Raw genomic sequence first — 19,940 nt, 5'->3', positions numbered from 1 at the left:
CCGCCCCGATGGCAGAAGCAGATCAACGACGATGGAGAAGTCAATGACGACGACACAAGTGCCGGGCAGCCTGCGCCGCTCGATTTCCAACACCCTGAAGGGCTCGGCCGGCAACCTCGTCGAGTGGTACGACGTCTACGTCTACTCGGTCTTCGCCTCCTACTTCGAGTTCCAGTTCTTCGACTCGGAAGATAAGAACTCGCAGATCTACATCTGGGCCATCTTCGCGGTCACCTTCCTCATGCGCCCTATCGGGGCCTGGTTCTTCGGGCGCTTCGCCGACCGGCACGGTCGCCGCCTCGCCCTCACCGTCTCGGTCTCGATCATGGCCGGATGCTCGTTCCTCATCGCGCTCACCCCGTCGGCTGAGGTCATCGGCGCGGGTGCCGCGATCATCCTCATCATGTGCCGCCTCGTGCAGGGCTTCGCGACGGGCGGCGAGTACGGCACAAGCGCCACCTACATGTCGGAGGCGGCGATCCGCGGACGCCGCGGCTTCCTGTCGTCGTTCCACTACGTGACGTTGGTCGGCGGCCACGTGCTCGCCCAGGCGACGCTCCTGGTCATGGTGCTCGCCATGCCGACCGAGGCGATCTCCGAGTGGGGCTGGCGCATCGCGTTCGGTATCGGAGGCGTCGCAGCAATCGTCGTCTTCTACCTGCGACGCACGATGGACGAGTCGCTCAGCGAATCGGCCCTCGAGTCAGTCAAGGACGGCCAGTCGCGCACCTCTGGCTCCATGAAGGAGCTCATCCTGCACCAGTGGCGCCCGCTCCTCCTGTGCTTCCTCATCACGATGGGTGGCACGGTCGCCTTCTACACCTACTCGGTGACGGGCCCCGGCATCGTGAAGAAGGCGTTCGCTGGAGATGACGTGGTCTCGGGCACGATCCTGAACCTCATCGCCCTCACCGTGCTCATGCTGCTGCAGCCCCTCGGCGGTTGGCTTTCCGACATCGTCGGCCGCAAGACGCTGCTCGTGTTCTTCGGCGCAGGCGGCGTGCTCTACACCTGGTTCCTGCTCACGTACCTGCCCCAGCAGACCAACGAGCTCGCGGCGTTCGCCATCCTCGTCGGCGGCTTCGTGATCCTCACCGGCTACACCTCCATCAACGCCGTTGTGAAGGCCGAGCTCTTCCCGACGCACATCCGTGCACTCGGCGTCGGCTTCGGCTACGCCATGGCGAACTCGCTGTTCGGCGGCACCGCGCCCCTGCTCTACACGGCGGCGGGCGAAGCTCAGCAAGTGCCGCTCTTCATCGTCTACGTCACGATCGCGATCGCCGCGTCGCTTGTCGTCTACGTCTTCTTCCTCAACAACAAGGGAGTCAACTGGCTCGACGACGAGAAGGCGATGCGGGCGAAGGCCGCCGAGCGCGACGTGCAGCGTGACGAATCTGAAGTCGCCGGCGTCCGCTGACGCCCCCTCGCTTGCCCAGCGTCCGCCGACGCGACCACGCGCATCCTCACGGCAAATGCAGGCTCGTTCCCGAACGAGCCTGCATTTCCTGCCGGATGCGCCGGGGTGCGGATGCGCGAAGACGCGAGCGCGCGGATACACAGGCAGGCAGACAGACGGGCGCGCGGATGTGCGGGAAGGCAAGTGCGCAGGCAGGCGGGTGCGCGCGGGTCAGACGCGCGCGGGGCGGCGAGCACTCTCGGCGCCGTCGTCTGCGTAGATGACCTGGCCCGTCACGTAGCCGTTGTCCTCGCTGGTGAGCCAGGCGAGGAGGTTCGCGACGTGGCTGGCGTCGCCCGTCAGTTGGCCGGGCGCCACCGGCTCTTCGTGGCCGTGCGCGGCCCTGCCCTCGTCCGTCTCGAGTGCCCCGGCCGTCATCGACATGAAGGAGCGGCCCGGGGCGACCACGTTGAGGGCGATCCCCGATCCGCCCCACTCCGGCCGGGTCGCTGCCTGCCGGGCCCACCGGGCAACGGACTGCTTCGAAGTCGCGAAGAGCACTGAGGAGCCGAGCGGGGTCAGCTCTGAGGTGAGCTCATCCGAGTAGGCGAGGGCTGCCTCCTCGTCGCCGGTTTCGATGAGCTCGAGCAGCCGACCATTCACCTCTTCGAGCGGCACCAGGGTCGCGACCACCGCGGCGCGTGGCGCGTCGGAGAGCGCAAGGAGGGGCCGCAACCCCTCGAGCGTGGCGACGGCGCCGAAGTGGTTGACGGAGACTGTCTCGGAGGAGGGGCGCATGCGATCGGCGATCGCGAGGGCACCGTCGACGATGCCGCCGCTCAACTCGGTCGCCTGCGCACCAGCTCCTCGCGGCCGTCGGCGTTCGTGAGGTCGACGTTGATATCGGCGCCGACGAGGTCGACGCCTATGACCCGGTGCCCGTCTTCTCTGAGTTTGAGGGCCGTGGCTTTGCCGAGACCGGTTGCCGAGCCTGTGACAACGTACGTACGAGTCATTGGGGAGATCCTTCACGCTGAGGGAGCGTTTCGCTCAGTGACGTATGAGCCGCAAACAGGCGCGGCGAAGACTGCTAGGGCGCGGTTCGTTGGTACTGAGGGGGTTGGCTCAACCCTAGAACCAAGGCGCGAGCATGACTCGGATTTCGTCCGGTTCAGGAGGCCGCCTAGCTACTTTTTGGCACGGCCTGACGCTCCTGCGCCCGCATGCAGGCTTCGTCAGCAGCCCGCTCGTACATTGGCGGCATGACTTCCCGGATGCTCCCCCTCCGCTTCGGCTCGCAAACCGTGCTCGTCACGGGGGCCAGTTCCGGACTCGGCGCAGAGTTCGCCAGGCAGCTGGCGTCACGCGGGAGCGACCTCGTGCTGGTGGCTCGCCGCGAGGCCAAGCTCGCGGAGCTGGCCGCCGACCTTCGTGGCCGGTACGGCGTGACGGTGACGACGATCGCCGCCGATCTCGGGGAACCTGGCGCCGCGTCCGCCCTCACGTCAGAGATCGAACGCAGGGGCGTGCGCGTGACGAGTCTTATCAACAACGCGGGGTTCGGCACGAGCGGCGCCTTCCACGACGAGGCCCCCGAGCGGGTTCGCGCCGAGATCGCCCTCAACGTGGCGGCGCTCGTCGACCTCACGCAGGCGCTCATCGGGCAGCTGCGCGCAGGCGACGGCTTCCTCGTGAACGTCGCGAGCGTCGCGGGCTACCAGCCGACGCCCGGCTTCGCGGTCTACGGAGCCACGAAGGCGTTTGTGCGCAGCTTCACCGAGGCACTCTGGGCCGAGTCGGCCGACACGGGCCTCCGCGTGGTCGCGCTCTCCCCCGGCCCGACCTCAACGGGGTTCTTCGACGTCGCCGGTGAGGACATCGGCTCCGGCCTGCCACGGATGTCTGCGCGCAGCGTCGTCGCGATCACCCTCCGGGAACTCAAGAAGCCGAAGCCCGGGCCGTCCGTGGTGCCCGGCCCCATCAACACGGTCCTGACCGTCGGCTCGAAGCTCGCACCCCGCAAGCTCCTGCTCCGCGGGATGAGCCGGGCCCTGGGCTCCCGCTAGCTCCTCACCAACGGCAACGCGGCCACACGCCGACGCATCTACGCCGGCAACTACCGCAGCAGTCGCCCGATGCCCTCGAAGTGTGCGCTGTACCCGTCGACGAGCTTGCGGGCGACGCCAACGGAGTCGACAAGCGGATGCGCGGCGAAGCCTCGCCACGCGAGCTCACGAGATCCCCTCGTCGCGGCCTCGATGACGAGGCGCTCGGCCGACTTCACCTGCGTCATGAGCCCCAGCATCGCCCCCTCGACGGGGGCGATGGGCCACGGGTGCACGCCGTCGGCGTCCACGACGCAGCCGACCTCGACCACGGCGTCCTCCGGGAGCGCGGGCACAAGCGACCCGTTGCGCACATTGAGGATCATCGTCGCGGGCTTGCCAGACGAGAGCGCCGCCATGAGGTCGAGCGCGACGCTCTCGTAGCCGCCTCCCGCGACGTCCTCGACCTCGCGCTCTTCACCTTCCTCGCGGCTCTCCGCCATATAGCTCGCCTCGCGCTCGTGCCTGGTGTGCATCCACGACTCGTGCGGGTCCGAGCCCGGGTTCGCGAAGAACTCGCCCTGCTGCGCGTCGAGGTACTCGCCCCTCGTGGTCGCGGCAGCACGGATGCTCTCGTTCGCCTCACGCGTGAAGTAGTAGTAGTACAGGTACTCGTTGGGCAGCGCGCCGAGCGCCCGCACCCAGTCGAATCCGAGCAGGCGCGCCTCCTCGATGCGCTGCAGTGCGGCATCGGAAGCCAACAGTTCTGGGAGGCGCTCGACGCCGTCGACCTGCAGCGAGCGCAGCCAGCCGAGGTGGTTGAGGCCGACGTAGTCGAACGCCACGGTCGACGCGGTTCCGGCGCTCCCTGGCGCCGCTGCCCCCGCGACCGCCGCCGCGCGGCGCATGAGTCCGATCGGGGTGTCGCAGATGCCGACGACCCGGTCGCCGAGGACTCCGCGCATCGCCTCCGTCACGATGCCGGCCGGGTTCGTGAAGTTGATGACCCAGGCCTCCGGCGCGACCCGCCGGATCGTCTCGGCGAGCGAGACCATGAGCGGGATCGTGCGGAGCGCGTACGCCAACCCGCCAGGGCCGACGGTCTCCTGGCCGAGCACCCCGAGGCCGAGGGCGATGCGTTCATCCGCGACCCTCCCCGCCGTCCCGCCGACGCGGACCGCGCTGAACACGAAGTCCGTGCCACGCAGGGCCTCTTCGAGGTCGGTGGTCACCGTGACGCGCGGCGCGAAGCGCTTCTCGCTCGCGATGCGTTCGACGATGACGCGGATGATCGCGAGCCGTTCGGGAGACACGTCGTAGAGGGTCAGCTCGTCGATGCGCACCGGGGCTTCGTCTGACGCCACCGCTTCGAACACCTGGGGAACGCGGAACCCTCCGCCTCCGATGATCGTGAGCTTCATGAGAACAACACCTCTGCTTTCGCGTCGACGACCACCGCGCGGGAAACCGCAAGCGCGCTCCACCAGTGATCGAACATACTTGAAGCTCAGACACTGCTGTTGAGAGCGAGAGGAATCGCGATGGCTTCGGTACACCGCCAGACTCCACCGACCGGTGCGGTCGTGGATGCGCGCTTCGACGTCGTGCTCGCGGGCTCGGTCTTCTTCGACATCGTCTTCACCGATCTTCACGGAGTGCCGAGCGCCGGCACCGAGGTGTGGGCCGAGGGCATGGGCTCGACGCCGGGCGGCATCGCCAACCTGGCCGTGGCGGCAAGCCGCCTCGGTCTCACGACCTCGCTCGCGTCGGTCTTCGGCGACGACGTCTACGGCCGTTGGTGCTGGGAGCTGCTCGAGGAGCACGAGGGCATCGACCTGAGCCACTCGCGGCGCTTCGAGAACTGGCACACCGCCGTGACGGTCTCGGTGGCGCAGAACGGCGACCGCAGCATGATCACGCACGGGCACCCGAGTCCGATCTCGAGCGACGCGCTGCTGAGCGACGGCGTGTCGAGCCGCACGGCGCTGACGGAGCTCGGGGTCATGTCGAGCCTCGAGCAGGAGCCGTGGTGGCTGCGGGCCGCGAAACAGGGCACCAGGATCTTCGCGGACGTCGGCTGGGACGACACCGGCGCGTGGGACCCGGCTGTGCTCGAGCCGCTTTCCTCCTGCTACGCGTTCCTGCCCAACGAACGCGAGGCGGTCGAGTACACGCGCACGGACTCCCCGCTCGCCGCGGCGCGCGCACTTTCAGCGCACGTCCCGCTCGTGGTGGTGACGTGCGGCAAGGACGGTGCGATCGGCATCGATTCGGCGACGGGCGAGGAAGTGCGTGTCCCGGCTGTGCCCGTTCGCGCGTACGACGCGACGGGCGCCGGCGACGTGTTCGGCGCATCCTTCGTCCTCGGTACGCTGCGCGACTGGCCGCTCGAGCAGCGCCTCAAGTTCTCTGCGCTCTGCTCAGCGCTCGCCGTGCAGCAGTTCGGCGGCTCGCTCGCGGCCCCTGGATGGGGTGACATCTCCGACTGGTGGGATGCGACGCGGGCCTCCGGTGACGCCGACCTCATCAGTCGCTACGGCTTCCTGCAAGATGTGCTCCCGCCGGAGCGCCCCGGGGCGGTGCGCCGCGCCGAGGCGACCTTCCGCCTCATCGACCATTTCCCGGCCACTTGAATGGCCCTCGCAGCTTGAGTGACGAAGCCCGCCACGTGAGCTCCCCAACCGATATCTTTACCCTCTGCTCCCCCGCAGCCAGCAAGAGAAGGAAGCCCAACATGAACGAGAAGCACCGGAAAACCGCGGCAGTCGCTGGCGGGTTGGCGCTTGCCCTCGCCCTGGCGGGTTGCGCCCCAGGCACTGGGCAGACGGATGCTCCAGCTGCGCCGGCTGGTGAGATCAGCACCGACATCTCGCAGGTCGGGGAAGTGACCCTCACGGTCTGGGACCAGGAGGTGCGCGGCGGGCAGAACGAGCAGATCGAGCAGCTCAACGCGGCGTTCGAGGAGCTCTACCCGAACGTCACGATCGAACGGAACTCGCAGGCCTTCGACGACCTTGCGACGACCCTCCGTCTTGCGCTGACCGACGACAATGCGCCCGACGTGGTGCAAGCCAACAACGGCCGCAACACGATGGGAGCGTTCGTCGAAGCGGGTCAGCTGCGTCCGCTCGACGACTACGCGGAGGCGTACGGCTGGTTCGACCGCTACCAGGAGTCGATCCTGCAGTACTCGACCTATAGCGAGGACGCGAAGGTGTTCGGCGAGGGCAACCTCTACGGCCTCCCCCAGGTCGGCGAGGTCGTCGGCATCTTCTACTCGAAGGCGAAGCTCGAGAAGATCGGCGTCGAGGTGCCTGGAACCTGGGCCGAGTTCGACGCGGCGCTCGCGACCGCGAAGGCGGCAGGTGAGACGCCGCTGCAGCTCGGCAACATCGAGCAGTGGCCGGCGGGTCACGTGTTCGGCCCGCTGCAGGGTGAGTACGTGGATGCGGAGAGCATCACGAACCTGGGGCTCGGCAACCCTGGCGCCAGCTGGACCACCCCGGAGAACGTCGAGGCGGCGACCGAGCTCAAGAGCTGGGTTGACGACGGCTACTTCAACAGCGGCGTGAACGGCACCGACTACGACGCCGCCTGGCAGGCCCTCGCGGGCGGCAACGGCGTCTTCCTGATCGGCGGCTCCTGGCTTGCGGCTGACCTCGAGGCGAGCATGGGCGACGACCTCGGCTTCTTCGTGCCGAAGACGAGCGAGGGCACGCTCGCGACGACCGGCGGAACCGGCCTGCCCTTCGCGATGACCTCCGCAGCTGACAACACCGACGTCGCCGCGGCCTACATCGACTTCCTCACGAGCGACGAAGCGATGCAGATCCTCGCCGACACTGGCAACCTGCCCGTCAACAACTCGGCGGAGCTCGCGCCGGAGTCCGGCGTCTTCGCCGACATCTACGGCGCCTTCGGCGAAGTCACCGAGTCTGGGAGCGTGCTCCCGTACCTGGACTACGCAACGCCGACCTTCGGTGACACCATCGGCCAGTCCCTGCAGGGGCTCATCGACGGGCAGCTCACCCCGCAGCAGTTCACGGAAGCGCTCGAGACCGACTACGCGGCCTTCGTCGCCGACAACGAGTAGCGCGAACCTCGCGGCGAATGTCTGACTCGAGCACGACGGCGCGTGGACGCCGCCCGGCGAGGGGTGCCAGCAGGGGCACCCCCGCCTGGGTGCCGTTCGCGTACCTCGCGCCCGCGTTCATCCTCTACGGCACGTTCCTGCTGTTCCCGCTCGTCCGAGCCGTGCAGTTCTCGTTCTTCGAGTGGGATGGGCTGGGCGCATCTACGTTCGTCGGGTTCGACAACTACGTGCAGATCGTTCAGGACGAGCGCCTCCGGGAGGCGTTCGGGCACGCGTTTGTGCTCATCTTCTTCTACTCGATCCTGCCGCTCGCGGTCGGGCTCATGCTCGCGGCGATCCTCACGCGCGCGCAGGTGCGCGGGCTTGGGTTCTTCCGCACGCTCATCTTCCTGCCGCAGGTCATCGCCATGGTCGTCGTGGCCGTCACGTGGCGGCAGATCTACGCGCCGGACGGGCCGCTCAACGGGCTCTTGCGCCTCGTGGGGCTGGAGAGCTGGACGCGCGCGTGGCTCGGCGACTACACCTTCACGCTGCCGGCCGTCGGCCTCATCGGCTCGTGGGTGTCGCTCGGCCTCGTGACGGTGCTGCTCATGGCGGGCATGAGCAGGGTGCCGAAGGATCTGTACGAGGCGGCGCGGCTCGACGGGGCCGGGCCCGTACGCGAGTTCTTCTCGATCACCCTGCCCTCCGTGCGCGGCGAGATCACGGTGGCGCTGACGCTCACGATCGTGGCGGCCCTCAAGACCTTCGACCTGATCTACGTCACGACAAGCGGCGGGCCAGGCACGTCCACGACCGTACCGAGCTTCGAGGTGTACCGCCGGGCGTTCGAACTCGGCGAGGTCGGGGCGGCAACGGCCGTCGGTGCCGTGCTCACCCTTATCGTCTTCGCCATCAACTTCGTCGTGAACCGGATCGGAGACCGCGCATGAAGGTCTCCCCGTTCGAGAAGGTCGCGAACTACCTGATCCTCGGCGTCTTCGGGCTTGTCATCCTCGGGCCGATCAGCGTCATCGTCACGCTTGCGTTCGGGCCGGAGAACGCGAGCGTCGCGCAGGAGGGCCGAGTCTTCCACTGGGAGAACTTCCCCACGGCGTGGGAGGTCGCCAGGTTCGGGCAGTACATGCTGACGTCGGTGGTCGTCGCGGTGATCGTGGTGGTGGTCGCCGTCCTCGCGTCCATCCTCGCTGGCTACGCGCTCGGCACCATGAAGTTCCGCGGCGCGACGCCGATCTTCTACCTGTTCCTGCTCGGCATCATGGTGCCGACGGAGGCGTTCATCGTTCCGCTCTACTTCGACCTGCGCACCGTGGGCCTCACGAACACGGTGTGGGGCGTCGCGTTTCCCCAGATCGCCATGTCGATCGCGTTCGGCACGTTCTGGATGCGCACCTACTTCCGCTCCTCCAGCCAGGCGCTCATCGACGCGGCCAAGCTCGACGGGGCAGGCTCCATGCGCATCCTGTGGCAGGTGCTCGTGCCCATCGGCCGACCCGCGATCCTGACGCTCGTGCTGCTGACGTTCATGTGGACCTGGAACGAGTTCCTCATCCCGCTCGTCATGTCGCCGAACGGTAGCGTGCGCACGGCGCCCCTCGGCCTCGCGTTCTTCCAAGGGCAGTACACGCAGGGTACGGCGCTGCTCGCGGCGGGCGCCATCATGGTGGCGCTGCCCGTCGTCGTGCTCTACGTGTTCCTGCAGCGCCACTTCATCCAGGGGATGCTCGAGGGGGCCGTTCGCGAGTAGCCGGCGCAATGTCAAGCGCCGCGGCCTCCCACCTGACCCCGCGTACAGCGATGCGTCGGTCGTCGCGGCACCCCTGAGCCGCGGCAGAAGTGAGGCTCCCCCGTGCGACGGTTCCACTGTGATGTGTGCGAGAACGAGGTCTTCTTCGACTCGGTGTCCTGCGAGCGATGCTCGTCGAAGCTGGGCTACGTCCTCGGCCTCGACGACGTGCTCGTCGAAGGTGGCAACGCTGCACAGGACGCCGGCCTCCGGCGGTGCAGCAACGCTGAACTCGCGAGATGCACGTGGCTGACGGCGCAGCCGTCAGGACTCTGCGAGAGCTGCCAGCTGACCCGGACCCGGCCGAGCAACGCCGATGCCAAGGGCCTGAAGCTGTTCCCCGTCGCCGAGGAGTCGAAGCGGCACCTCGTGCGCGATCTCACGCGCCTCGGCTTCGCGACGCGACCCCAGGAGGGCGGCGAGCCCGCCACCGTCGGGCAGGCGCCGGTCTTCGACCTGCTCTCGAGCGTCTCCGAGAACGTCACGATCGGCCATGCCAACGGCGTCATCACGATCGACCTCGCCGAGGGCGACGACAGCTACCGGGAGCAGGTGCGCCAGCGCCTCGAAGAGCCCTACCGCACGATGCTTGGGCACTTCCGCCACGAGAGCGGGCACTACTACGAGTGGCAACTCGTCGAACTGACCTCGCGCATCGACGAGGCTCGGGAGCTCTTCGGAGAAGAGCGCGCCGACTACCAGGCAGAGATCGACCGCCACTACGAGGAGGGCCCACCGGAGAATTGGCGCGACGACTACCTCAGCAGCTACGCGACCATGCACCCGTACGAGGACTTCGCGGAGACCTGGGCGCACTACCTGCACATCCAGGACACCCTCGAGACGGCGGTGGCGTTCGAGCTGCTGCCCGCGCCGGAGCCCGGCGCATCTGCTCGCGACGTGGTCATCAACAGCTGGATGCCGTTCGCGACCGCCATGAACGTCGTCAACCGCTCGCTCGGGCAGCGTGACCTCTACCCGTTTGTGTTGCCGGACAAGGTCATCGAGAAGCTCGCGTTCGTGCACTCCCTTCGGGGGCCGCCGCACGTCCCCGCCTGATCTTCTCGGCGTCCTAGTCTCCGGATACGCGCACCGCGACGAGCGCCCCGTGCGGTCGCGCGCCTGAGTCGGTGCGCGCGTGAGCCTCCTGAACGGCGAACCCTGCGCCGTCGATGAGGGCGGCCAGCTCGGCAATCGGCCATGTGTACCCGGTGATCACCCGGTGTTCAAACGCCGCGACCCTCGCCCCTTCGAAGAAGCCCACAAGTAGCCCGCCGCCCGGGCGAATGCACCGGGCGAGTTCCGCGAGCGCAACCGGGAGGCGGGACGGCTCGAGGTGGATAAGCGAGTACCAGGCAAGTACGCCGCCCAGGCTCGCCGACGCCACGTCGAGAGCCTCGGCGGTGCCGTGCCGGAACTCGCAGCCCGGGTGGCGGTCCGCGGCGATGGCCAGGAACTCGCGAACAGGGTCGACTCCCCCGATGTCCACCCCGCGGTCTCGCAGCCATGCCGTCCAGTGCCCTGGCCCGCAGCCCACGTCGAGCACTGGACCCTCGATCCGGTGCGCCCATGACCCGATGAGCTCGCGGTCCTGCTCGGCGGTCGCTGAGATGCTGCCGAGCAGGTCCGCGTACTCCCGAGCGCGCTCGGCGTAAGCCTTTGAGGCGTCTTCGACGCTCATTAGTTCACCTCGACGGAGCCTCTCGCGCCGCGCGACCGGACACGCCGGCTCAGCGGGTGATGGCGAGCTGGCCGATGGCCGTGACAGGTGCCACGCGCCCGTCGGCGAGCTCGTACTGGCAGCCGACGATGCTGAGTGCACCGCTCGCGACGGCGTCGCTGATCACGCGCGAGCTGCGCACGAGTGCGTTGATCGTCGAGTACAGGTGGCGGCGGCCGACGGCGTCTGGGTCGATCTGCGCCTCATCGACGTACGGAGTCGACTGGTCGCTCGTGAACCACTCTTCCTGCACCGACGGCTGGATGCGCGCAAGCTCGTCCTTGATGGCCGGCGTCACGTCGCGTGGGTGCGCCGTCGTCTGGTTGATGGCGGCCTTGACCGCGCCGCACGAGCCGTGGGCGAGCACGACGATAACGGCAACACCGAGCTCAGCAACGGCGAACTCCATGGTCGCGGTCGTGTTCTCGTTGGCGATCTGGCCCATGTTCCTGGCGACGAACAGGTCGCCAAGGCCACAGTCGAACAGGATCTCCGCGGCGACTCGCGAGTCGGAGCACCCGAGGAACGCGGCGTTCGGCGCCTGGCTGCCGGATATCTCGGTGCGGCGGGCTGCGCTCTGTTGCGGGTGGAGCAGATCGCCCTTGATGAAGCGTTCGTTGCCCTGGACGAGGTCATCCCAGGCTTCCTGTGGCGTCACGCGGGGTGCAGTCATGTTTCCTCTTTCATCTGGGGCCTGCTGTTTAGGGTATTGGCTTGCAATGGGCGCCGACGCATTAGCGCGGGAGTTCGGCTTCATCCGGCGTCAGCTTGCTCTGGGTCGTGGGGGTGCGGCGTAAGAGGCTGGCCCTGAGGTCGTCCCAGCTCTGCCAGGAGGTGACAAAGGCAGCCAGAATGATGACGGTACCCACCCAGGCGGCGATGATGCCAGGAATGGGGAAGAGGAGACTCGCCCAAAGCATGATGCTCAGGACGCCGAGAACGTAGGCGGCCCCCGCACGCAGATGCTTGTTCCTGCTGAGCCCCTCGGCTTCGACGACTCGGCTGCTGGCGCGTGCAAGAACCACGGCACCAACCGTCACGGCAGCGCCAACGACCAGGATCTGCAGGATGGGCTGCGGCACAACTTTCATCGATTGCAGGACCGACACACCGTCGAGGATCTCGCACATGAGGAAGATCACGAGGGCGCGTTCGAAAATGACGGTACCTGCGTGCACGGAGACGGCGCGGCGCCCCGTGCTGCGACGAGCCCAACGCGAGATGCCCTTCGAGAGAGCGTACGTCGCACCGCCAGCGGCTCCCATCGCGAGGATCACGACCGAGGAGGTCCCTTCCACGAAGACGGCAACGGTGGTCGCGCCTGCTGCGGCCGTTATCGCAGACACCAGCCACGGTCGTTCCACTCTGGCCAGCGCGGCTTCCGGCGCCCCCAGCCACGCCCGTCGTTCCGTGCGGTCGGTGTTGAAGAGGTACTCGGCGAACACGAGCCACACGAAGACCGCCCCGAATGCTGCGAGAAGGGGTCGAACCGCCAGGAGGTCCGCCGCAAAGAGGTCAGGCTCGTCGACGATCTCGCGGAGCGCTCGCCCCACGTCTCCAGTACTCAGGTGCTCCGCCGCGACCGCGAGCTCAGGAATCAGGAGCCTGTCGAAGACGACCCCGAGCACGATGCCGAAGGTCAGAAACACTCGACGGGACCGATCGTCGATTCGGGACGCGACGCCTGCCATCGGCACGGACGATTTGACGCCCATTGCGATCTCAAGCACAACCGTGAAGAGGAACGCGACGGCGATTTGCAGGCGGAGCATCTCCCAAACGACGACGCCGACAACGACGGCCAACACAGCAGGAACGGTCAGGACATGTCGAATTGAACTTCGCAAATACCGAGGCGGCGGAGGTCGACGGCGCGACGGGATGGCAGCGCTTCGCCCTCATCACGCTGCCCATGATCCGCCGCAGCATCTCGACGAACCTTATGCTCACGACCCTGCAGACGCTCTCGGTCTTCGCGCTCATCTTCGTCATGACCAACGGCGGGCCGGGCACCGACAGCACCACGCTGCCGCTCCTCGCCTACCAAGAGGCGTTCCGCTTCGGCCAACTCGGCTTCGGCACCGCCATCGCCACCATGCTCCTGCTCGTCGGCGCGCTCTTCTCGGTCGCCTACATTCGGGCGCTCAAACCGGAGGTGGACTGACCATGTCACTCAACACATCCGTGGCCGCGGCTGATCCCGCGCCCACTACCAGGTCGATCGCGACCGGCAGCCACCACATCGAGACGAGCGCAGCCGCCCCGCGCGGGCGGGCGATGCGCTGGTTCGCCAACATCGTGCTCGTCGTCATCGGCGTCATCTTCCTCCTCCCCCTCGTCTGGCTGGTGCTCGCGTCCTTCGACTCGACCGCCACCCTGTCGGTCAAGTGGCCGGAAGCCCCGTCGTTCGCCAACTTCACGGCCGTCCTCACACCGGAGATCTCGCTCATCCCGCTCTGGAACAGCCTCGTGCTCTCCGGCGGCTGCGCGATCGTGACGGTGCTCGCAGCGATCCTCGCCGCGTATCCCCTCTCCAGGTACAAGTCGCGCATCAACAAGCCGTTCCTCTACGGGGTGCTGTTCGGGACCTGCCTGCCGATCACGGCGATGATGGTGCCCGTCTACGCGCTGTTCGTGGCGTTCAACCTCATCGACAACATGTTCGGGACGATCCTCTTCCTCGCCGCGACGTCCCTGCCGATGGCGATCTGGATGATGAAGAACTTCATGGACTCGGTGCCCGTCTCCCTCGAGGAGGCCGCCTGGACGGACGGCGCCCCGGCATCGCGGTCGTGTTCATCTTCGTCTTCATCCAGACCTGGGGGAACTTCTTCATCCCGTTCATCCTGCTGCTGAGCCCAGACAAGCTGCCCGCCGCGGTGAGCGTCTTCTCGTTCTTCGGCCAGTACGGCGCGGTCGCCTACGGGCAGCTGGCCGCGTTCTCGCTCCTCTACTCACTGCCGGTCCTGGCGCTGTACGTGCTCGTGTCCCGCCTCGGCGGCGGCTCGTTTGCGCTCGCCGGCGCCGTCAAGGGCTGACCTACGACTTCCACCTCTTCCTCCAACGCAGAAAGGCGCCCCATGCCTGACCCCACGCAGTTCGTCGACCTCCGGAACCGCCGGTTCGTCTCCGAACGCCTCACCCCCGCCATCTACCGCGAGCGCGTGCCGCTCACGTTCACCTCGTGGGATGTGCCGGGCGAGCCCGTGCCGTTCGCCGAGGCCGTCGCCCAGGAGTACGCGCCCTTCCGGGTCGGCGACGAGTGGAGCCGCCCGTGGGGAACCACGTGGTTCCACATCACCGGCACGGTTCCCGCCGACTGGGAGATGACGGATGCTCGCGTCGAGGTGCTCGTCGACCTCGGCTTCGTGAGCGGCCACCCCGGCTTCCAGGCCGAGGGGCTCGTCTGGACCCCCGAGGGGCACATCCTGAAGGCCATCGAGCCGCGCAACACCGCGGTGCCGCTCGAGATCGGACCAGGCGACAGCATCGACCTCTATATAGAGGCCGCTTCGAACCCGGACGTGCAGGGCGAGTCGGTCTACGCGCCGACCCCCATGGGCGACCTCGCCACCTCGGGCGATGCCCCCAACTACCGCACAGGTGTGCTCGACATCGGCCTGCGCGACGTTCCCGTGTGGGAGCTGGCGCAGGACGTGTGGACCCTCGATGGCCTGTGGCGCGAGCTCGGCGAGGAGCAGCCTCGGCGCGCGGAGATCCTGCGCGGGCTCGAGCGCCTCATCGACACGCTCGACCCGGACGATATCTCCAGCACGGCGAAAGCCGGCCGCGAGGTGCTCGCGCCCCTGCTCGCCTCCCCCGCTTACGCAAGCGCCCACCACCTGGTCGCCGTCGGGCACGCGCACATCGACTCGGCCTGGCTGTGGCCCGTGCGCGAGACGATCTGCAAGTGCGCCCGCGCCTTCTCGAACGTGCTGTCGCTCATGGACGGGAACGACGACTTCCTATTCGCCTGCTCGTCCGCGCAGCAGTTCGCGTGGATGAAGGAGCACTACCCCGACCTGTTGGAGCGCATCAAGGTGCGCGTCCTCGACGGGCGCTTCGTGCCCGTCGGCGGCATGTGGGTGGAGTCGGACACGAACCTGCCTGGCGGCGAGGCCATGGCCCGCCAGTTCGTCGCGGGCAAGGGCTTCTTCATCCGCGAGTTCGGCATCGAGCCGCCAGAGGTGTGGCTGCCAGACTCCTTCGGCTACTCGGCGGCGCTCCCCCAGATCGTGAAGGCAGCCGGCTCGAAGTACTTCCTGACGCAGAAGCCGTCGTGGAACGAGACGAACGTCATGCCGCACCACACGTTCAACTGGGAGGGCATCGACGGCTCGCAGGTGTTCACGCACTTCCCGCCCGTCGCCACCTACAACTCCGTGCTCTCACAGGAGGAACTGCACAAGGCGCAGCGCGACTACAAGGAGAAGGGCGAGGCCAACTCGTCGCTCGTGCCGTTCGGCTACGGCAACGGCGGCGGCGGCCCGACGCGCGAGATGGTCTCGGCCGCCGAGCGCACCCGCAACCTCGAGGGGTCCCCGACGGTCGAGATGACGAGCCCGCAGGCGTTCTTCGAGCAGGCGGAGGCCGAGCTCGAGCAGCCCCGGTCTGGTCCGGCGAGATCTACCTCGAGTTCCACCGCGGCACCTACACCTCGCAGGCGCGCACGAAGCGCGGCAACCGCCGAAGCGAGCACCTCCTGCGCGAGGCAGAGCTCTGGGCGACCGCCGCGGCGATCCGCAAGGGAGCCGCGTACCCGTACGCCGAGCTCGATTCAGCCTGGCAGACGGTACTGCTGCAGCAGTTCCACGACATCCTGCCGGGCTCCTCCATCGCCTGGGTGCACCAGGTCGCGGAGGAGCACTACGAGCGCGTCGCGGGTGAGCTCGAGACGCTCATCGCGTCGGCGCTCGGCTCGCTGACGGGCGCCGGCGAGACGGCACTGCTCGCGAACGCCAGACCGTACGCGGTGGACGGGGTGCCCGCGCTCGGTGGTGGCGCATCCGGTGCCAACTCAGGTGCCGCCTCGCACGGTGCCCCGGTGACGCTCACGCGCTCCGGCGACACCCTCGTGCTCGACAACTCGCTGGTGCGTGTCACGATCGACGCCGACGGTCTCGTGTCGTCGCTCTTCGACATCGCCGCTGATCTCGAGCTGGTTCCGGCCGGTGAGCGCGCCGCCGAGCTGTGGATCTACCGCGACACCCCCGCCCAGTGGGATGCGTGGGACATCGACGTGCACTACCAGCGCCACGGCCGCCCGATCCGCTCGGTCGACTCGATCGAGGTCGTCTCGGAGGACACCGACCGGGTCGTCGTGCGCGTGTCTCGCTCGCACGGCTCGAGCACCTTCGTGCAGGAGCTGTCGCTGAGCGCCGGGCGTCCGACGCTCGACCTGACGACGGATGTCGACTGGCAGGAGCGTCAGAAGCTCCTCAAGCTGGCGTTCCCGCTGGATGTGCACGCGGAGCGGTCGTCGTCCGAGATCCAGTTCGGGCACGTCAACCGCCCCATCCACCGCAACACGTCGTGGGACGTCGCACGGTTCGAGACGAGCGCGCACCGCTGGGTGCACGTCGGCGAGACCGGCTACGGGGTCGCCGTCGCGAACGACTCGACGTACGGGCACGACGTGACCCGCACGACCCGCGAAGCCGGCAGCACGACCACCCTCGTGCGGGAGTCGCTGCTGCGCGCTCCCACCTTCCCGGACCCGCACGCCGACCAGGGCCGGCACGTGCTCCGCACCTCGGTGCGAGTGGGTGCGGATGTGCTGGACGCGGCCGCTGAGGGCTACCGGCTCAACGTCGCACCGCGCGCCGTGACCGGAGCCGCGGCGATCGAGCCGCTGCTGACGGTCGACGACCCGGCCGTCATGGTGGAGGCCGTGAAGCTGGCCGAGGACCAGAGCGGCGACGTCGTCGTCCGCCTGTATGAGGCTCGCGGTGCGAAGGCTCGGGCAGTCGTGACGCCCGGGTTCGCGTTCGAGTCGGTCGCTGAGACCGACCTGCTCGAACGTGACGTCGACCAGACGGCGATCGTGGATGCGGAGGGCGCGCTGGCGCTCTCGGTGCGCCCGTTCCAGCTGGTCACGCTGCGCTTCCGTGGGGTGTCAGTGCTGCGCTGACGTCTGGGGAGACCGGGCGGCGCAGACTGCGCTGCCCGCCCGGTCCGAGGCTGTGGCGAACCGCACCCTCTGACTCCTGGGGTGCGGTTCGCCACAGCTGTCTCCGCCACGCTCCCGCCTGTCGCCGCCTGCCGCCTGCCGCCTGCCGCCTGCCGCCTGCCGCCGCTGCCTGCCGCGGCTGCCTGCCGCCAAAGTTGTGGGCAAGTGCTCTTGCAACGCACGGCAACCGCACTTAGCCACACCCCTGTGGGCGAACCTGACGCCCGAAACGAGCCGGGCTCCCTGAGGCGAACTCTCTGACACCCGAAGGTTGCGTGCTGGGGCCTCCCAGCGGCGCAGGCGTTAGATGGCCTCCTGAGCGCGCGACCCCCACGCGCAGGAATGAGCGACGATGCCCACCTTCACGAACATCCATCACCTCGCGGTGACCGTGCGCGACCTCGACACGAGCGTCGCCTTCTACGCGCAGGTCTTCGGCTTCGAGCCAGCGACCGAGATCGACGACAACCAGCTGCACCGCAAGCTCTTCGCGCTGCCGGGCGGCACGAACCTCGGTCTCACGCAGCACGACCGGGGCGCGAAGGGCGCTGGCGACGGGGCCGACAGCTTCTCACCCTTCTCCCCCGGGCTCGACCACATCGGCTTCACCGTCGAGAGCCGCGACGAGCTCGAGGCTTGGGCAAGCCACCTCAGCGAGCACGGCATCGAGCACAGCGGCATCGTCGAGGCGCCGTACGGCTGCGCTCTGAGCTTCAAGGACCCCGACCAGATCGCGCTGGAGTTCTTCGTCTCGAAGTAGCTGCGACTGCTCGGCGCAGGCGAGGCGCGGGCACAGGGTTGTGGCACAACGCTGTTCCGCGCATCCGGAACAGCACAACGCCACAATCCTGTGGCCCGAAGCAGCCGGCCAGCAGCGGATGCGGGTGCCGCGTGCGCCCCGCGGGCGGCTCGCGGGCACAGAGTTGTGGCAGAACGCTGTTGCCCGCATCCGGGACCGCACACTGGCACAACTCTGCGCTCTTGGAGCGGGCGGAGGGATGCGGCGGCGAGCGGCGGCGAGCGGCGGCGAGCGGCGGCGAGCGGCGGCGAGCGGCGGATGCGGCGGATGCGGCGCCTACACCGGGAGCAGCACCGAGAGCGTGTAGCTCCACACGCAGATGAAGGCAAGCATCCCGAGGCTGTAGCCGATGGAGATGCGCAGGATCTCACCCTCGCGCCCCGAGAGCCCAACCGCGCCCGCCGCGATCGCGATCGACTGCGGGGAGATGACCTTCGCCGTCGTGCCGCCGGCCGTGTTCGCGGCGACGAGCAGCTCGGGCGAGACTCCGATGCGTCCCGCGGTCGCGACCTGCAAGGGCCCGAAGAGGGTGTTGTTGTTGACGACCGAGCCCGTGAGAAACACGCCGAGCCACCCGATGATGGGGGCGAGCAGCGGGAAGACGGGGCCGACGGCGGCAAGCGCACTTCCGATGCTGGCGGAGCCGCCAGAGTAGTTGGCGATGTTCGCGAGCACGAGGATGAGCGCGATGAGCAGAAGCGCCTGCCAGAGTTCGCGGAGGGTGGCGACGAGCTCACCCCAGAGGTCGGCGGCCTTGAGGCTCGACGTCGTGAGGAACGACACGATGACGGCGAGCAGGATGGCCGTGCCGGTCGCGCTGATGGGCGCGAAGTCCCAGGTGCTGGCGACGGGGTCACCGCTCGGGAGCGTGATCTGTCCCGTGAGCCCGGGGATGGGGAACTTAATGACGGCCGCCGCGAGCGGGCCGTCGGCGGCGAAGAGCTGCTTGAAGGCGGGGATGCTCCACACGAGGATGAGGCCGGTGAGGATGTAGAAGGGGCTCCAGGCGACGGCGATCTCGCGCACGCTGTGGCGCTCGACGGCCGGAGCCTCTCCCCCGCCCTCGCGGAAGATTCGCTTCGGCTGCCACACGCGGCCGAGGGCGAAGAGGGCGAGCATGGCGGTGAGGCCGGAGCCGAGGTCGGCGAGCTCAGGCCCGAGGAACCAGAGGACGGAGGCCTGCACTCCGCTGAAGACGACACTCACCACGAGCGTGGCGGGCCAGGTCTCGCGGAGCCCGCGCCAGCCGTCGAGGATGATGACAAGCAGGAACGGCACGAGGAACGTCAGCGGCTGCAGAAGCAGCAGCATCATGCGCGACATCTCGAGCACCTCGACGCCTGCGACCTGCGCGCCGACGATGACGGGGATGCCGATGGCACCGTAGGCGCCGGCAGCGACGTTCGCGACGAGCGACAGCATGGCGGCTTTCACGGGCTTGAAGCCGAGCTGCACGAGCAAGGCGGCGCAGATCGCGATGGGCACGCCGAAGCCGGCCGCCCCCTCGAGGAAGGCGCCAAACGCAAAGCTGATGAGCAGCACCTGGATGCGCTGGTCGGGCGAGATACCTGAGATGGATGCGCGGATCACGTCGAAGCGTCCGCTGGCGACGGCGAGGCGGTACAGCCACACGGCCATGACGATGATGTACGCGATGGGCCAGATGGCCGTGAGGATTCCGAGGAACCCGGACCCTGCGACCGCAGTGCCCGGCATCCCGAACGCGACGAGCGCGACCACGATCTCGGCGACGACGGCGATGCTCGCGGCGAGGATGCCCTTCATCTTGAGCGCCGTGAGGCAGACGAGGAAGATCGCGATGGGGATCACGGCGACGAGCGCCGAGATCCATGGATTCCCGAACGGGTCGGTGTCCTGCGTCCACAACTCTTGAATGATCACGGGAGGCTCCGTTCGTCGCGGGGAAGT

Annotated in this window: 15 protein-coding genes and 3 pseudogenes; 11 read left to right on the top strand and 7 right to left on the bottom strand. The window is 68.2% G+C overall.

Going from position 1 to position 19,940, the window contains the following annotated elements:
* Window positions 1–43: 43 nt before the first annotated feature.
* Window positions 44–1,420 carry an MFS transporter gene (locus FHX72_RS08530; protein ID WP_244157539.1) on the top strand — a complete coding sequence of 459 codons (1,377 nt, stop codon included), beginning with the start codon at window positions 44–46 and terminating at the stop codon, window positions 1,418–1,420.
* A gap of 210 nt (window positions 1,421–1,630) precedes the next feature.
* On the opposite strand, the gene FHX72_RS08525 is transcribed toward FHX72_RS08530, so the two are convergent.
* Both FHX72_RS08525 and FHX72_RS08520 read right to left on the bottom strand, forming a co-directional pair.
* Window positions 1,631–2,242, bottom strand: a complete 612-nt coding sequence (locus FHX72_RS08525; protein ID WP_183624389.1) for an SDR family oxidoreductase — start codon at window positions 2,240–2,242, stop codon at window positions 1,631–1,633.
* Window positions 2,239–2,415, bottom strand: coding sequence for a hypothetical protein (locus FHX72_RS08520; RefSeq protein WP_183624387.1), 177 nt, complete (start codon window positions 2,413–2,415; stop codon window positions 2,239–2,241). Before FHX72_RS08520 ends, FHX72_RS08525 begins: the two co-directional genes overlap by 4 nt.
* A 246-nt stretch (window positions 2,416–2,661) precedes the next feature.
* On the opposite strand from FHX72_RS08520, the gene FHX72_RS08515 reads away from it, so the two are divergent.
* Window positions 2,662–3,465 (top strand): SDR family NAD(P)-dependent oxidoreductase, encoded by an 804-nt coding sequence (locus tag FHX72_RS08515; RefSeq protein ID WP_221186848.1) that lies wholly within the window; start codon window positions 2,662–2,664, stop codon window positions 3,463–3,465.
* A 50-nt stretch (window positions 3,466–3,515) separates the two neighbouring features.
* On the opposite strand, the gene FHX72_RS08510 is transcribed toward FHX72_RS08515, so the two are convergent.
* The gene (locus tag FHX72_RS08510) at window positions 3,516–4,865 is read right to left on the bottom strand and encodes a 6-phospho-beta-glucosidase (RefSeq protein ID WP_183624385.1); all 1,350 of its coding nucleotides are present in this window, start codon (window positions 4,863–4,865) and stop codon (window positions 3,516–3,518) included.
* Between the two features lie 120 nt (window positions 4,866–4,985).
* On the opposite strand from FHX72_RS08510, the gene FHX72_RS08505 reads away from it, so the two are divergent.
* The 5 genes from FHX72_RS08505 (at window position 4,986) to FHX72_RS08485 (ending at window position 10,382) form a co-directional block, all read left to right on the top strand.
* Window positions 4,986–6,077 carry a carbohydrate kinase family protein gene (locus tag FHX72_RS08505; RefSeq protein WP_183624383.1) on the top strand — a complete coding sequence of 364 codons (1,092 nt, stop codon included), beginning with the start codon at window positions 4,986–4,988 and terminating at the stop codon, window positions 6,075–6,077.
* Between the two features lie 101 nt (window positions 6,078–6,178).
* On the top strand, window positions 6,179–7,537 hold the full coding sequence (locus FHX72_RS08500) for an ABC transporter substrate-binding protein (protein WP_183624381.1): 1,359 nt from the start codon (window positions 6,179–6,181) through the stop codon (window positions 7,535–7,537).
* A 17-nt stretch (window positions 7,538–7,554) separates the two neighbouring features.
* Window positions 7,555–8,469 carry a carbohydrate ABC transporter permease gene (locus FHX72_RS08495; protein WP_068495012.1) on the top strand — a complete coding sequence of 305 codons (915 nt, stop codon included), beginning with the start codon at window positions 7,555–7,557 and terminating at the stop codon, window positions 8,467–8,469.
* On the top strand, window positions 8,466–9,284 hold the full coding sequence (locus FHX72_RS08490) for a carbohydrate ABC transporter permease (protein ID WP_068477790.1): 819 nt from the start codon (window positions 8,466–8,468) through the stop codon (window positions 9,282–9,284). The genes FHX72_RS08495 and FHX72_RS08490 overlap by 4 nt, the downstream gene beginning before the upstream one ends.
* Window positions 9,285–9,386: 102 nt before the next feature.
* Complete coding sequence (locus FHX72_RS08485; protein WP_183624379.1) at window positions 9,387–10,382, top strand: putative zinc-binding metallopeptidase; 996 nt, start codon at window positions 9,387–9,389, stop codon at window positions 10,380–10,382.
* 13 nt (window positions 10,383–10,395) lie between these two features.
* Here FHX72_RS08485 and FHX72_RS08480 read toward each other — a convergent pair whose 3' ends face one another.
* The 3 genes from FHX72_RS08480 to FHX72_RS08470 all read right to left on the bottom strand — a co-directional run bounded on the left by FHX72_RS08480 (window position 10,396) and on the right by FHX72_RS08470 (window position 12,851).
* Window positions 10,396–11,004 carry a class I SAM-dependent methyltransferase gene (locus FHX72_RS08480; protein ID WP_183624378.1) on the bottom strand — a complete coding sequence of 203 codons (609 nt, stop codon included), beginning with the start codon at window positions 11,002–11,004 and terminating at the stop codon, window positions 10,396–10,398.
* A 49-nt stretch (window positions 11,005–11,053) separates the two neighbouring features.
* Window positions 11,054–11,716, bottom strand: coding sequence for a carbonic anhydrase (locus tag FHX72_RS08475; protein ID WP_068495003.1), 663 nt, complete (start codon window positions 11,714–11,716; stop codon window positions 11,054–11,056).
* Between the two features lie 61 nt (window positions 11,717–11,777).
* Window positions 11,778–12,851, bottom strand: a complete 1,074-nt coding sequence (locus FHX72_RS08470; protein WP_183624376.1) for a DUF475 domain-containing protein — start codon at window positions 12,849–12,851, stop codon at window positions 11,778–11,780.
* 41 nt (window positions 12,852–12,892) lie between these two features.
* On the opposite strand from FHX72_RS08470, the pseudogene FHX72_RS08465 reads away from it, so the two are divergent.
* From FHX72_RS08465 to FHX72_RS08450, 4 genes and pseudogenes are all read left to right on the top strand, one after another.
* Window positions 12,893–13,207, top strand: a pseudogene (locus FHX72_RS08465) (carbohydrate ABC transporter permease); the annotation flags it as partial.
* A gap of 113 nt (window positions 13,208–13,320) precedes the next feature.
* Window positions 13,321–14,081: pseudogene (locus FHX72_RS08460) on the top strand (carbohydrate ABC transporter permease).
* Between the two features lie 42 nt (window positions 14,082–14,123).
* Window positions 14,124–17,173, top strand: a pseudogene (locus FHX72_RS08455) (alpha-mannosidase).
* A 391-nt stretch (window positions 17,174–17,564) separates the two neighbouring features.
* Window positions 17,565–17,972, top strand: a complete 408-nt coding sequence (locus FHX72_RS08450) for a VOC family protein (RefSeq protein WP_068477800.1) — start codon at window positions 17,565–17,567, stop codon at window positions 17,970–17,972.
* Window positions 17,973–18,287: 315 nt separating this feature from the next.
* Here FHX72_RS08450 and FHX72_RS08445 read toward each other — a convergent pair whose 3' ends face one another.
* On the bottom strand, window positions 18,288–19,898 hold the full coding sequence (locus FHX72_RS08445) for an L-lactate permease (protein ID WP_183624656.1): 1,611 nt from the start codon (window positions 19,896–19,898) through the stop codon (window positions 18,288–18,290).
* Window positions 19,899–19,940: the final 42 nt, after the last annotated feature.

This window comes from Pseudoclavibacter helvolus (assembly GCF_014191305.1).
Taxonomy (GTDB): Bacteria; Actinomycetota; Actinomycetes; order Actinomycetales; family Microbacteriaceae; genus Pseudoclavibacter; species Pseudoclavibacter helvolus.
This window is presented reverse-complemented; position numbering and strand designations above follow the sequence as displayed.